This window comes from Acidocella sp. KAb 2-4, assembly GCF_020567705.1.
GTDB lineage: Bacteria > Pseudomonadota > Alphaproteobacteria > Acetobacterales > Acetobacteraceae > Acidocella.
On sequence record NZ_JAJDJU010000011.1, the window covers coordinates 93,294 to 106,145 of the forward strand.

Genomic DNA, 12,852 nt, shown 5'->3' on the forward strand with positions numbered 1-12,852 from the left:
TTTCCGCCGCCACGGCCCAAATACCCGCATGCAAAAGATTCTCGACACCGTAGACGCCCAGCTCGACAACTCTCTGGCGCGGCTGTTCGCCTTCCTGCGCATCCCCAGCATCAGCGCCCAGCCCGCGCACCAGGGCGATTGCCGCAAGGCCGCCGAATGGGCGCGCGATCTGCTAGCGGAGATGGGCTTCGCCGCGCGGCTGAGCGAGACCTCAGGCCTGCCGGGCGTGATCGCCACCCATCACGGCGCCGGGCCGGAGGCCCCGCATGTGCTGTTCTACGGCCATTACGACGTGCAGCCCGCCGACCCGCTGGAATTGTGGAATTCCGCCCCGTTCGACCCGCAGCTGGTGGACGGCCCGCGCGGCAAGCGCATCGTCGCCCGCGGCGCGGTGGACGATAAGGGCCAGGTGATCAGCTTCCTCGAAGCCGTGCGCGCGCATCTGGCGGTGAATGGCAGGTTGCCGGCGCGCCTTACCGTGCTGCTGGAGGGCGAGGAGGAAAACGGCAGCCCTTCGCTGGCCGAACTGCTGAACAATGAGCGCGCGGCCCTGGCGGCTGATTTCGTTTACGTCGCCGACACGAATATGTGGAATTTCACCACCCCGGCCATCACCACCTCGCTGCGCGGGCTGGCGGCGATCGATGTCCGGCTGCACGGGCCCAAGCGCGACCTGCATTCCGGCTTGTTCGGCGGCATCGCCCTCAACCCGATCCAGGCGCTGGTCGATATCCTTGGCCAGCTCAAGGATGCACAAGGCCGCATCCAGATCGCCGGCTTTTATGACGGCATCGCCCCGGTCTCCGCCGCGCAGGCCGAGAATTGGGCCGGGCTGGGGTTCGATCCGGCCGCGTTCCTCGGCGATGTCGGCCTCTCAGCCCCGGCGGGCGAGGCTGATCAGCTCCCCCTGGCGCAGCTCTGGGCACGGCCGACGGCGGAGCTGAACGGCATTTATGGCGGTTATCAGGGCGAGGGCAGCAAAACGGTCATCCCCGCCCATGCCACGGCCAAACTCACCTTCCGCCTCGTCGCCGGGCAGGACCCGCAGAAGGTGCTGGAGAATTTCGAATATTTCGTGACGAGCCGGCTGCCCCCGGATGCGCGGGTGGAGTTCACCCGTGGCGGTGCCGCGCCGGGCTTCAGCCTGAGCCCGGACGCCCCGTTCCTGCGTGCGGCCCAGGCGGCGCTGGCCGCCGAATTCGGCAAGCCGGCGGCGCTGGCCGGGTGCGGCGCGTCGATCCCGGTGGTGGAGGCGTTCAAGACACATCTGGGGCTGGATACGCTGCTCGCCGGGTTCGGGCTGGATGACGATTGCATCCACTCCCCCAACGAGAAATTCGAACTGGCCTGCTTCCACCGCGGCACCCGCGCCCATGCGCGCATGCTCGCGGCCTTCGCCGGCCAGCTATAAGCGGAGCGCGTCCTCGATCATCTCCACGCCGCCCGCCGCGATCAGCGCCACGTCGAACCGCGTCTCCTCGCGCGCCCAATCCGGGTGCAGCGCCAGCGCCAATTCGGCGGCGGCCAATAGACGCGCCTGCTGGCGGGCGGAGACAGCATAAGCCGCCTCGGTGAAACTCGCCCGCGCCTTCACCTCAACAAACAACAAGCGCCCGGCATTAGCGGCGACGAGATCGATCTCCCCGGCCTTCGTCCGCAGCCGCCGTGCCAGGATTTGGTAGCCCTTTGCCACCAGGCGCTCAGCGACCAGATCCTCGGCGCCGCACCCCAGCGCCTGGGCCGCCCGGCGACGCGCGAGCCCCTTAACCGGAGATAGATTCGGAGCCAGCGGCGCGGATCTCATACCCCGATCTTTCATCAAAAATTCGTTAAAATGTTGCTACCGCCATGCGCCGCGCGGCTGCCCGGCAAATTCCTCGGCCAGGGCCAGCCCCAGCGCCAGCAGCACCGGCCCCAGGAAGATCCCCAGCGCGCCGAAGGTGATCGCGCCGCCGAGCACGCCGATCAGCGTCACCGCGTAAGAGAGCGAGGCGCCGCGCGCGATCAGCCAGGGGCGCAGGATCGAATCCGCCCCGCCGACCACGATGAAGCAATAAGCCGCGAGCAGCAGCGCGACCAGCGGATGCCCAACGCCCAGCAGGTAGAGGCTGAGCGGCACATAAACCACCACCGCCCCCGCCGGCACGATCGAGATCAGCCCCGCCAGCGCCGCCAGCAGCAAGGGTTGCGGGGCGCGCGCCACCTCGAACCCCACCGCATACAGCACACCCTGGAACAGCGCCGTACCGACGATGCCAAACACCACGCCGCGCACCGTTCCCGCCACCAGGGTCAGCAACTCATCGGTCCGGCTCTCATTGATCAACCGCACCAGCAGCAGCCGGATGCGCGACACGATGGCCTCGCCCGAGAGAAAGAATAGATACGCGAAGCACAGCGCCACCACGGTGCCAACCAGCCCATGCGTCGCGCGCAGCACCAGCTTTAGCCCCGAATGCGCGAGCGTGCCCAGGACTGGCTGCAGCGTGCTCGCCGCGCCGCCCAGATCATCGGCCGAGTTGTTCCAGAAATCCGTCAGCAGCCCGCCGATGAGCGGGATGTGCTGGAAGAATGCCGGCGCCGGCGGCAGCCCGTTCTGGATCACCGCCTGCACCCAATGCTCGCTCTGCCGCACCTCGCGCGCCGCCAGCAGGGCCAGATGCACCAGCGGCACCAGCACCATCAGCGCCACCACCAGCGTGATCACGAATGCCGCGATGCCGGGCCGCACGAAACGGCAAAACCAAGCATATAGCGGCCATAAACAGTAAACGAGGATCCCCGCCCACAGCATCGCCGGCACAAAGGGCAGCAGGATGAGCAGGCAGCCAAGGCCAAGCGCGATCGCCAGGGTAAGCAGGATGATCCTGTCAGCTCTCATGCGCGGTTGATGCACGAGCCTCAGGCGCCCCGCAAGCCCGGCACCTCTGGGACAATTCTCACCCGCCGGAGACGGCTCGCCTTTACGCGACATTCCGGCATGTATGATTTTCATTTGTAAATTGGACGGATTTCTGAGAAATTGTCCCGAAATATGGATTTCCCCGCGGCTAACCGCCGCGCCAGCAAGGATGACGAGGATGCGCTTTAACGAAATCGGCCAGCAATTGCGCGCCTACCGCATGGAGTCGGGCCTCAAGGCGGAGGAGATTTCGGCCCGGCTCGGCGTCTCCCGCGCCGCCCTCTACCGGTATGAAAAGGGCGAGGTGATCAAGCTCGACACCGTGAACCGCCTGGCGGAGCTGCTAAAGATCTCGCCGCTCACCCTGCTCGGCATCGGCGTCGAATATTACAGCAAGCCTGTCGGCTACGCCGAGCGCCTGCGCCAGATCGAGGAAACCTCCGACCAGATCCTGCAGGTGCATGGGCCGCTTTGTTATCTCATCACCTCCGAGCATTACGACGCCCTGATGGCGCAGATGCTGGAGGAACACGCCGACGCCATGGGCGCCGACCGCATGGCCGCGCGCGCCAGCGCCGAGCAGCTGATGAACGTGATGATCGCGCGCAAGCAGATGTATGCATCGCGCAAGCCCTCGATCATCGCCATCCTCACCGCTGCGGCGATTCAGAAATTCCTGGCCGACGGCATCTGCCCCCAGGCCAAGGTGAGCGACCGGCTGCGCGTCGCCGCGCGCGAGATGGCGCTGCGCGAGATCGAGACGATGGCCAATCTGATGGAGAGCGAGCCGATCGGCCTGCAACTCGGGCTGATGGCCGAGGGCGAGCCCAATGGCGCCTTCACCCTGCTGCGCGCGCGCGACCGCGCCACCCTGGCGATCAACCCCTTCCCGGCTGACGCTCTACCTAGCGCGCAATCGGGCGTGGCCATGATCACCAATGCCGAAGACGCCGTGGCCGCGCATCAGCGCGTCGCCGAACTCGCCTGGCGCGAGGCGGTGAAGGGCGCGGCGGCGGCCGAGCGCCTGCGCGCCCTGGTCGCGGCGGCGCGCGGGTGACGCCCCTCATCACCCCGGCGGCGCTGAAAAAGCTGCTCGGCCGGCCGGGCGTGGTGGTGCTGGACGCCACCTATTACCTGCCGAACGAGGCCGAGAACGCGCGCAGCATCTTCGCCACCATGCATATCCCCGGCGCGCGCTTCTTCGATCTCGACGAGGTCTGCGACCACAGCTCCGGCCTGCCGCACATGCTGCCGATCCCCGGCGAGTTCGCCGCGGCGATGGAAAAACTGGGCGTCAGCTCCGGCAGCCGGGTGGTGGTATACGACCAGCGTGGCATCTTCTCCGCCCCGCGCCTGTGGTGGATGTTCCGCGTGTTTGGCCATGACAAGGTGCAGGTGCTCAATGGCGGGCTGCCGGCCTGGATGGCGGCGGGCGGCGTGGTGGCGCATGGCGAGCCGGAAGCCCCCGCGTCGGGCCATTTCACCGCCCGCTATCGCGCCGGAATGGTGCGGGCGCTGGACGACATGAAACGCAATCTGCTCACGCGCGAGGAACTGGTGCTGGACGCCCGCTCCGCCGCGCGCTTCGCCGCCGCCGTGCCCGAGCCGCGCGCGGGGATGCGCGGCGGGCACATCCCCGGCTCGCTCTCCCTGCCCTTCGCCGCCCTGCTGCGCGACGGCAAATTCCTGCCTCCCGCCAAGCTCCGCGGCATCTTCGCCGGGCTCGGCATCACCGCTGCCAGCCAGCCCGTCGCCTCCTGCGGCTCGGGCGTCACCGCCTGCGTGCTGGCGCTGGGGCTGACCCTGGCGGGCTTGCCCGAGGCCGCGATTTATGATGGCTCTTGGGCTGAATGGGGATCGCGCGACGATACCCCGGTCGAGGTATAAATGGTCAGAAAGATCGAAACCGCGCTGGCACAGGCCGGGCGCAAGCCGGTGAAATCCTACGGCTTCGTCAACCCCAAGCTGGTGCGCGGCTCCACCGTGCTCTACCCGGACATGGCGGCCAAGCGCGCCACCGGCCCGCGTGTGCTGGAGCCGGTCGAGATCTACGGCCTCTACGGCAATGAGACGCATTTCGCGCTTGAGGCCGCGATCGCCGAGATCGAGGGCGGCCTCCATACCCAGGTCACCGGCTCGGGGCTGTCGGCCATCACCGTGCCGCTGCTCGCCTATCTCAAGGCCGGGGATCATCTGCTGGTGCCCGATTCGGTGTACGGCCCCACCCGCTCCTTCTGCGACGGCACGTTGCGCCGCTACGGCGTTGAGACCAGCTATTACGACCCGATGCTCACGCCCCCGGCCCTCGCGCCGATGTTCCGCCCCAACACCCGCGTGCTATTCACCGAGAGCCCCGGCAGCCATACCTTCGAGGTGCAGGACATCCCGGCCCTGGCCAAACTCGCCCATACCCGCGGCGCCAAGGTGTTTCTCGATAACACCTGGGGCATTCACCACTTCCAGCCCTTCAGTCACGGCGTCGATGTCTCCATCCAGGCGCTGACCAAATATCCTGGCGGGCATTCCGACATCATCCTCGGCGCGGTGACGGTGAACAGCGAGGAGGATTGGCGCTGGCTGCGCCTGGGCGCGCTGGAGCTGGGCAATTACGCCAGCCCCGATGATTGCTGGCTGGCCCTGCGCGGGCTGCGCACGCTGCATGTGCGGCTCAAGGCGCAAGAGGCGGCGGGGTTGCGCGTGGCCGCGTGGTTCGCTGCCCGCCCCGAGGTGGCGCGCGTGCTGCACCCGGCGCTGCCTTCCTGCCCTGGGCATGAGATCTTCCGGCGCGACTTCACCGGCGCCAGCGGGCTGTTTGGCGTCGTCTTCCAGCCGCGCTTCACGCCCGAGGACGTGGTGCGCATGGTCGATGCCCTGCAGCATTTCGGCATCGGCGCCAGCTGGGGCGGTTATGAAAGCCTGGTGCTGCCCACCACCGGCGCCATCCGCCGCTCCGAGGGCACCGGCGTGTTCGAGGGCCCGCTCGCGCGCTTCCAGATTGGGCTGGAGAATGTGGACGACCTGATCGCCGATCTCGACCAGGGCCTCGCGGCGTTGCGGGGCGCATGAGCGCGGCCATCCCGCCCGAGCTGTCGGCGTTCCTGGGCACCATCGGGCTCGCCTTCATCATCGGGCTGGAACTGCACGCCTACCGGCGGCGCGATTCCGGCAATCTCAAGCCCGAGGCGCTGGGTTTCGGCACCACCCGTACCGTCACCCTGCTGGCCGCGCTGGGCTTCAGCCTGTGGATCATCGCGCCGGTGCTGCCCTTCTGCATCGGGCTCGGCGGGCTGAGCCTGATGCTGCTTTATGACTACCGCAAACGCCTCAAGGCCGGCGATTCCTCGCTGCTGCCGACGGTGATCGGGGTGATGGCCTATTCGCTCGGCCCGGTGGTGCTGGTGGCGCCGCTGGCGCTGCTGGCGGCGCTGGTCATCCTGATCCTACTCTCCCTGGGCGAACAGGAGCAGATCCGCCGCCTCTCCGACGCCTTCCCCGCCGAAGAAGGCGTGACGCTCGCCAAATTCTTCATCCTGGCCGGGCTCATCTACCCGCTGCTGCCCGATGCCGAGGTCCCGGATCTCGCCGGCATTACCTACACCAAAGTGTGGATGACCGTGCTGGTCATCTCCGGCATCTCTTATCTTGGTTATCTCGCGCATCGCTACGTCTTTCCCCGCGCGGGCGCGCTGCTCACGGGCATTCTGGGCGGGCTGTATTCCTCCACCGCCGCCACGGTGGTGCTGGCGCGGGCGGTGCGCGGCCTGCCCGGCGCCTCGGCTTATGCCCCCGCGGCGGTGGTGCTGGCCACGGCCATGATGTATGCCCGCCTGCTCGCCGTGATCGTGCTGCTTGGCCATCTCGACGCCGCCCTCGCCCTCGCCCTGCCCTTCGGCCTGCTGTTCGCGGCCTCGGTGCTGGTGGGGCTGCTGCTCGCCTGGCGGGCCAATGGCGGGACCACACTCGCGCATCAGACCGTCAGCGCCAACCCGCTCGATCTTCAGGTTGCCTTCCTGTTCGCCGTCCTGTTCCTGTTTTTCGCGGCGGTGACCAATTTCGTCACCCAGCATTTCGGCGCCTCCGGCCTGCATGCACTCAGCTTCGCGGTTGGATTTTCCGATATCGACCCGTTCATCTTCTCGTTGCTCGACGGCAAGTTTCAGGTTGGCCAACCGGCCGTAGTGGCGGCGGTGCTGATCGCCAGCGCCAGCAACAACCTGCTCAAAGCCGGCTACGCGCTGGGTTTCTCGCGCAGCCGCCGCATGCTGCCCGCCGCCGCCTGGCTGACGGTCACGGCCCTGCTCACCCTGGCCTGGGCGCTGGTCTGACCCGCCTGTCAGGTGGCAAGATTTTTCATGCCGGACCGGAATTGGCGCTGGCAACCCCCCAAAAGCCGCACTATAGTTCGTTCATAACAATAATATTTTCGCCCGCCACGGCTGCCGCGCACGGGCGATATGGACGACGCAGCAAAGGGGAAGACAGATGAACGCAGTTCCAAGTGCCGGCGATTCCACCCTCCTCACCACGAGCGGCCCCGCCGCCCGCCGCGAATTCGAGATCCGGCAGATCCATTTCAACGATCTGTGGGAGGCGCTGCGCCTCGGCATCGCCGATTGGCGGGCCTGCCGCACCGAGGTGATGGTGCTGGCCGTGCTGCTGCCGGTGGCGGCGATCATGCTCGGCGCCGTCACCGCCGCACCCAATCTGCTGCCCTTCCTGTTCCCGGTCTGCGCGGGCCTGGCGCTGCTCGGGCCGATGGTCACGCTCTGGTTCGTCGCGCTCTCGCGCGAGCGCGAGCGCAGCGGCGTCGCCTCGGCCGAGCAGGCCGCCGCGGTGTTCGACTCCTCGCGCCTCAACACCATCCAGTCGCTCGGCCTGCTCTGCATCGTGCTGTTTCTGGCCTGGCTGGCGGTGGCGGGCGTGGTTTACACACACACGCTCGGGCAAACCGGCCCGGCCCGCGGGCTGGAATTCTTCGTCCGCGTGTTCACCACCGCAGCGGGATGGGAGATGATCGTGCTCGGCTACCTCACCGGCGCCGCCTTCGCCCTGGTGACCCTGTGCATCGGCCTCGTGTCCTTTCCCCTGGCGCTGGACCAGGACGTGAGCACCTGGCAGGCGATCACTGTCTCCGCCCGCGCCGTGATCCGCAACCCGGTGGTGGTGCTGGCCTGGGGCTTCGTGGTGGCCACGCTGATGGCGGCGGGCACCGTGCCGGCGCTTCTCGGGTTGTCGGTGGTGATGCCCGTGCTGGGTCACGCGACTTGGCACATCTACCGCCGCCTGGTCGCATAACGCGCACGCTCGTTTTTATATAAGTCGCTTGTCACGCCCCGGGGAGGCCCGCCACCCCGGGGTTTTGCCATGCCCGTCACGCTATTGCGCGGCGCGAAAAATCATCTTATCCCCGGCCCGGCTATGGTCCGAGCAGCCTGTATGAAAAACAAAAAGAGTTGCCAATGGCCGAGCGGGGGAAGTGGTTTCTGGTGAGTGCATTATCCCGGGTGATCGATCTGGGGGAGGATAAGTAATTGAGACACTGGCGACAACTCGGCTTATTGGCCCCGCTGGCACTAGCCGGCTGCTCGACGGATAATATCCGTCTGTTCCACCCCGACGGCGTAATGGGTGGGCTGGAGTTCCACTACACGCTGTGGATCACCGGCATCATGCTGCTCATCATCGTGCCAACGCTGCTGATGACGATCATTTTCCCGCTGCGCTACCATCACACGCGCAACGCCAAGTACACACCGGACTGGCATTTCTCCGCCCCCATCGAGATCCTGGCCTGGGTGATCCCGCTCGGCATGGTGGTGGTGCTAGCCTATATGTCCGTCTCCGCCATTTACCGCATCGACCCCTGGACCGCGCCGGCCCTGGCCAGCGCCCCCGGCGCCGCGCAGCCGCCGATCAACGTGCAGGTCATCACCACCGACTGGCAGTGGGTGTTCATCTACCCCGACCAGAAGATCGCCACGATCGACGATCTGGTGGTGCCCGCCGGCCGGCGCATCAACCTGACCATGACCTCGACCGACGTGATGAACGGCTTCTACATCCCGCAGGTCGCGCCGATGGTTGACGTGATGCCCGCGATGATCAGCAAGGACGCATTCGAGATCGACCATCCGGCCGAATTCACCGGCTTCTCCACCGATTTCTCGGGCGCCGGTTTCTCTTGGATGCAGTTCAAGACCCGCATCGTCGCGCAGAGCGATTTCGATGCCTGGGTGAAGAGCGTGCAAGCCAACCCCGACCAGCTCACCTATGGCGTGTTCACGCAAAAGATCGCGCCCGCCCAGGTGAATTACGGGGCTACCCCGTCTTATTTCTCCGTCGCCGATACCGGCATCTTCGGCAAGGTCGTGATGGACGCGATGAACGGCAAGACCTATCCGGTTCCCGACTCGCTGACCAAGAGCGTCGCCTCCAATGAAGGCGAGGCCCCGGCCTCCACCGCCGCCAAATAAGGAAGGATTTGTATCGTGCAAGTTGCTGTTGACGGCCCCTGGACGCCCCTGCTCGGGCGCTTGAGCCTTGAGGCCATCCCCTACACCAATCCCATCCTCATCTTCACCTTCGCCATCGCGGCCATTGTTGGCCTCGTGGTTGTCGGCAGTGTACTGTACTTCAAGAAGGTGGGTTACATCTGGCGCGAGTGGCTGTGCTCCGTCGACCATAAGCGCATCGGCGTGATGTATATCATCCTCGGCCTGGTGATGCTGTTTCGCGGCTTCATCGACGGCGTGATGATCCGCACCCAGCAGGCCATCGCCATCGGCCCCAACAGCCCCGGCTATCTGGGCGCCGCGCATGGCTATCTGCCGCCTTATCACTTCGACCAGATTTACTCCGCGCATGGCACGATCATGCTGATCTTCGCCGCCACGCCGCTGCTCACCGGTTTGGGCAACGTGATCGTGCCGCTGCAGGTGGGCGCGCGCGACATGGCCTTCCCCTACCTCAACGCGGTGAGTCTGTGGCTGACCGTGGCGGGCGCGCTGCTGTGCATGATCTCGCTGTTCGTTGGCGAGTTCTCCAACGCCACCTGGGTCGGGCTGATGCCATTCGCCGAAATGTCCTCCAACCCGGGCGTTGGCGTCGATTACTGGATGTGGGCGCTGCAGGTGTCCTCACTCGGCACCACGTTCAACTCCATCAACATGATCGCCACGATCGTGAAGATGCGCGCCCCCGGCATGGGCTGGTTCCGCGTTCCGGTATTCACCTGGGCGACGATGGCGACCGCCATCATCGGCCTCACCGCCTTCCCCGTGCTCACCGCGGCGCTGTGCATGCTGGGGCTGGACCGCTACGTCGGCACGCATTTCTTCACCGCCGGCATGGGCGGCAACTACATGCTCTACATCAACCTGTTCTGGACCTGGGGCCATCCGGAAGTTTACTTCCTGATGCTGCCCGCCTTCGGCCTGATCTCGGAGATCGTGTCCACCTTCTCCAGCAAGGCGCTGTTCGGCTACCCGACCATGATCGCCGCCTCGCTCGGCATCGCGGGCGTGGGCTGGGTGGTGTGGGCGCACCATTTCTTCACCATGGGCATGGGACCGAACCTGATCGGCTTCTTCTCCGCCGCCACCATGATCGTGGGCATCCCGACGGGCGTGAAAGCGTTCAACTGGATCTTCACCATGTATCGCGGACGCATCACGCTGGCCACGCCGATGCTGTGGGCGATCACCGCCATCGTGCTGCTGCTGCTTGGCGGCATCACCGGCATGATGCTCTCCGCCTCGGTGGTCGACTACACGGTGCATGACTCCGTGTTCGTGGTCGCGCATTTCCACTGCATGGTGCTGGTCATCGGCGCGGGCATCTTCGCCGCCGTCACCTATTGGTGGCCGAAGGTGTTTGGCTTCAAGCTGAACGAAACCCTGGGCCAGTGGTTCTTCTGGACCTTCGTGCTCGCCAGCGTGCTGGTGTTCATCCCGATGTTCCAGGCCGGGCTGGATGGCGAAACCCGCCGCCTTGACTATTTGTTCGATACCTCGCTGCGCCCGCTGATGCTGGCCGAGGTCACGGGCATGGGCATGTACTTCGTGTCGCTGTTCTGCTTCCTCGCCATGCTGGTCGTCTCGCTCGTCAAGCGTGAGCCGGCCGGGCAAGACCCTTGGGGCACGGCCCGTTCGCTGGAATGGCTCACCCATACGCCGGTACCGTTCTATAACTTCGCGGTCACCCCGCAGGTGCACGCGCTGGATGAGCTCGCTTGGCGCCGCGCCAATGGGTTGGAGAAGGCGCAGCCGGAGCGCTATGTGCCGATCCACATGCCCAGCAGCTCGGGCCTGCCCTTCATCATCGGCATGCTCAGCTTCGTCTGCACCTTTGCGCTGGTGTGGCGCATCTGGTGGCTGGCCGGGGCTTCGCTGCTGGCGGTGATCCTGCTGGTCATCATCCGCTCCTTCGACAAGAACGAGGGCTACGTGCTCTCCGCCGACACCATCGCGGAGATGGAGCGCAAGCTCCACACGGTCAGCCTGATTGCTGAACAATCCAAAGTCCTGCCGGTGGGCGGGCAGGTGGAGGCTCATTAATGGCTAGCCATACTCAAGCCGGCGCCGATGTGGTGCTGTGGAACGCCAGCGCCGACGCGCATGACAACATCTCGGCCCGCACCTATGGGTTCTGGCTGTATCTGCTCAGCGACGCGCTGATCATCGCGGCGGTCGTCGCCTGCTACGCGGTGCTCGACAACCCGCTCAACGCGGCCGGCGGGCCACTGGGGAACCAGTTCCTCAGCGCCTCCAAGGGGCTGGTGCAGACCTTCCTGGTGCTGGGCAGCGTGCTGTCCTACAGCCTCGCCACCGTCGCGCTGAAGCGCGGCAACAAGCTGGGGGTCGGCCTGGGCATGGTCGGCGCCATCCTGCTCGCGGTGCTGTTTCTCGGCATCGGGATGGGCGATCTCGCGGCGCTGAGCGCCGCGGGCAATGGCTTCGCGCGCAGCGGCTATCTCTCCTGCTTCTTCACCCTCATCGTCACCCACGCCCTGCACATGGGCTTCGGCATTCTCTGGATGCTGGTGATGCTGGTGCAGATCGGCGTGTTCGGCTTCACCGAAAACGTCGTGGCCCGGCTGCTGAACCTGCGCATGTTCTGGCAGTTCCAGGCCTCGGTCTGGGTTGTGGTTTATATCTACGTCTACCTGTTCGGAGGTGCCCACTAATGGCCGCTCACAACGACCCGCTCGCGCATCCCGAAGTCCGTCAGGGCTCGGTCCTGCGCTACGTTCTCGGCTTTATTGCCTCGGGCGCGGCGATGTACTTCGCCTATGTCGAAGCCCTTGGCAAACCGCCGGTGGTGGAATTGCTGGAGATCCTGGCCGGGGCACTGCTGTTCAGCCTGCTCACCCAGGCGGCCCTGTTCTTCGGGCTCGACATCTCGCGTGCCCAGATCTGGAAGAGCGTCTCGCTGATCCTCACCGTGCCGCTGTTCATCATCATGATCGGCATCACGGTATGGGCCTTCGCCTCGCTCTACAACCGCACCATGCCGGACCCGGCGATCATGAACTCGATGGCCATGTAAGGCCCTCCGCCACGGCGGAAACGATCGCGCGGCCCCGCAAGGGGCCGCGTTTTTTATGCCCGGCGCTCAGCTCGCGGCACCGCCATCCTGCGGCGCATTCTGCGCCAGATGCTGGGTGATGGCCGGTAAATGCTGGGCGATGAGCTGGCTGGCCTGCTGCGGGTCGATGCCCAGCTTCGCCGCCACCGCCTGCACCGCCGGCATCCCCAGCACCTGCTGCACTGTGCCGGCATCGATCGGCAGCCCCTGGCCGCCGGTCCAGGCGGCGATATGCTGGCCAAACCCGCTCTGCTCAAACTGCGCCGTCAGCCCGTCCAGGCCGCCCATGCCCTGTTCCTCCAGCGTTTGCAGCAACGGCCCCGCCAGCTGCCCCGCCTCAGCCCCCAGCGCGCTATGGATCAGAT

Annotated in this window: 13 protein-coding genes; 10 read left to right on the forward strand and 3 right to left on the reverse strand. The window is 66.1% G+C overall.

Features of this window, described 5'->3' with window-relative positions; translation table 11 throughout:
* Window positions 1–28: 28 nt before the first annotated feature.
* Window positions 29–1,411: a dipeptidase gene (locus tag LI953_RS09275; RefSeq protein ID WP_227075791.1), complete on the forward strand. Its 1,383-nt coding sequence runs from the start codon at window positions 29–31 to the stop codon at window positions 1,409–1,411.
* Here the strand turns inward: LI953_RS09275 and LI953_RS09280 are convergent.
* Window positions 1,406–1,804, reverse strand: coding sequence for a YraN family protein (locus LI953_RS09280; protein ID WP_227075792.1), 399 nt, complete (start codon window positions 1,802–1,804; stop codon window positions 1,406–1,408). The genes LI953_RS09275 and LI953_RS09280 overlap by 6 nt on opposite strands.
* A gap of 36 nt (window positions 1,805–1,840) precedes the next feature.
* Window positions 1,841–2,881 (reverse strand): AI-2E family transporter, encoded by a 1,041-nt coding sequence (locus tag LI953_RS09285; protein ID WP_227075793.1) that lies wholly within the window; start codon window positions 2,879–2,881, stop codon window positions 1,841–1,843.
* 199 nt (window positions 2,882–3,080) lie between these two features.
* Between LI953_RS09285 and LI953_RS09290 the strand changes: the two genes are divergently transcribed.
* From LI953_RS09290 to LI953_RS09330, 9 genes are all read left to right on the forward strand, one after another.
* A complete protein-coding gene (locus LI953_RS09290; RefSeq protein WP_227075794.1) occupies window positions 3,081–3,959 on the forward strand; it encodes a helix-turn-helix domain-containing protein in 879 nt (292 codons plus the stop codon).
* Window positions 3,956–4,789 carry a 3-mercaptopyruvate sulfurtransferase gene (gene sseA, locus LI953_RS09295; protein WP_227075795.1) on the forward strand — a complete coding sequence of 278 codons (834 nt, stop codon included), beginning with the start codon at window positions 3,956–3,958 and terminating at the stop codon, window positions 4,787–4,789. Before LI953_RS09290 ends, sseA begins: the two co-directional genes overlap by 4 nt.
* Entirely contained in the window at window positions 4,790–5,968 is a 1,179-nt protein-coding gene (gene metC / locus LI953_RS09300; RefSeq protein ID WP_227075796.1) for a cystathionine beta-lyase, read from the forward strand.
* On the forward strand, window positions 5,965–7,227 hold the full coding sequence (locus LI953_RS09305; RefSeq protein WP_227075797.1) for a DUF4010 domain-containing protein: 1,263 nt from the start codon (window positions 5,965–5,967) through the stop codon (window positions 7,225–7,227). The genes metC and LI953_RS09305 overlap by 4 nt, the downstream gene beginning before the upstream one ends.
* 157 nt (window positions 7,228–7,384) lie before the next feature.
* Window positions 7,385–8,197, forward strand: coding sequence for a DUF2189 domain-containing protein (locus tag LI953_RS09310; protein ID WP_227075798.1), 813 nt, complete (start codon window positions 7,385–7,387; stop codon window positions 8,195–8,197).
* Window positions 8,198–8,433: 236 nt separating this feature from the next.
* Window positions 8,434–9,375, forward strand: a complete 942-nt coding sequence (locus LI953_RS09315; protein WP_227075799.1) for a cytochrome c oxidase subunit II — start codon at window positions 8,434–8,436, stop codon at window positions 9,373–9,375.
* Between the two features lie 15 nt (window positions 9,376–9,390).
* Entirely contained in the window at window positions 9,391–11,457 is a 2,067-nt protein-coding gene (locus tag LI953_RS09320) for a cbb3-type cytochrome c oxidase subunit I (protein ID WP_227075800.1), read from the forward strand.
* Window positions 11,457–12,086 carry a cytochrome c oxidase subunit 3 gene (locus LI953_RS09325; protein ID WP_227075801.1) on the forward strand — a complete coding sequence of 210 codons (630 nt, stop codon included), beginning with the start codon at window positions 11,457–11,459 and terminating at the stop codon, window positions 12,084–12,086. Before LI953_RS09320 ends, LI953_RS09325 begins: the two co-directional genes overlap by 1 nt.
* Window positions 12,086–12,448, forward strand: coding sequence for a hypothetical protein (locus LI953_RS09330; RefSeq protein WP_227075802.1), 363 nt, complete (start codon window positions 12,086–12,088; stop codon window positions 12,446–12,448). Before LI953_RS09325 ends, LI953_RS09330 begins: the two co-directional genes overlap by 1 nt.
* A gap of 66 nt (window positions 12,449–12,514) precedes the next feature.
* On the opposite strand, the gene LI953_RS09335 is transcribed toward LI953_RS09330, so the two are convergent.
* A partial coding sequence (locus tag LI953_RS09335; protein WP_227075803.1) for a YidB family protein occupies window positions 12,515–12,852 on the reverse strand: 338 nt, incomplete at its 5' end.

Coding starts and splice junctions, on each gene's coding strand:
- LI953_RS09310 (WP_227075798.1), top strand. CDS start 7,385: ATGAACGCAGTTCCAAGTGCCGGCGATTCCACCCTCCTCACCACGAGC.
- LI953_RS09305 (WP_227075797.1), top strand. CDS start 5,965: ATGAGCGCGGCCATCCCGCCCGAGCTGTCGGCGTTCCTGGGCACCATC.
- LI953_RS09330 (WP_227075802.1), top strand. CDS start 12,086: ATGGCCGCTCACAACGACCCGCTCGCGCATCCCGAAGTCCGTCAGGGC.
- metC (WP_227075796.1), top strand. CDS start 4,790: ATGGTCAGAAAGATCGAAACCGCGCTGGCACAGGCCGGGCGCAAGCCG.
- LI953_RS09275 (WP_227075791.1), top strand. CDS start 29: ATGCAAAAGATTCTCGACACCGTAGACGCCCAGCTCGACAACTCTCTG.
- LI953_RS09280 (WP_227075792.1), bottom strand. CDS start 1,804: ATGAGATCCGCGCCGCTGGCTCCGAATCTATCTCCGGTTAAGGGGCTC.
- LI953_RS09325 (WP_227075801.1), top strand. CDS start 11,457: ATGGCTAGCCATACTCAAGCCGGCGCCGATGTGGTGCTGTGGAACGCC.
- LI953_RS09290 (WP_227075794.1), top strand. CDS start 3,081: ATGCGCTTTAACGAAATCGGCCAGCAATTGCGCGCCTACCGCATGGAG.
- LI953_RS09285 (WP_227075793.1), bottom strand. CDS start 2,881: ATGAGAGCTGACAGGATCATCCTGCTTACCCTGGCGATCGCGCTTGGC.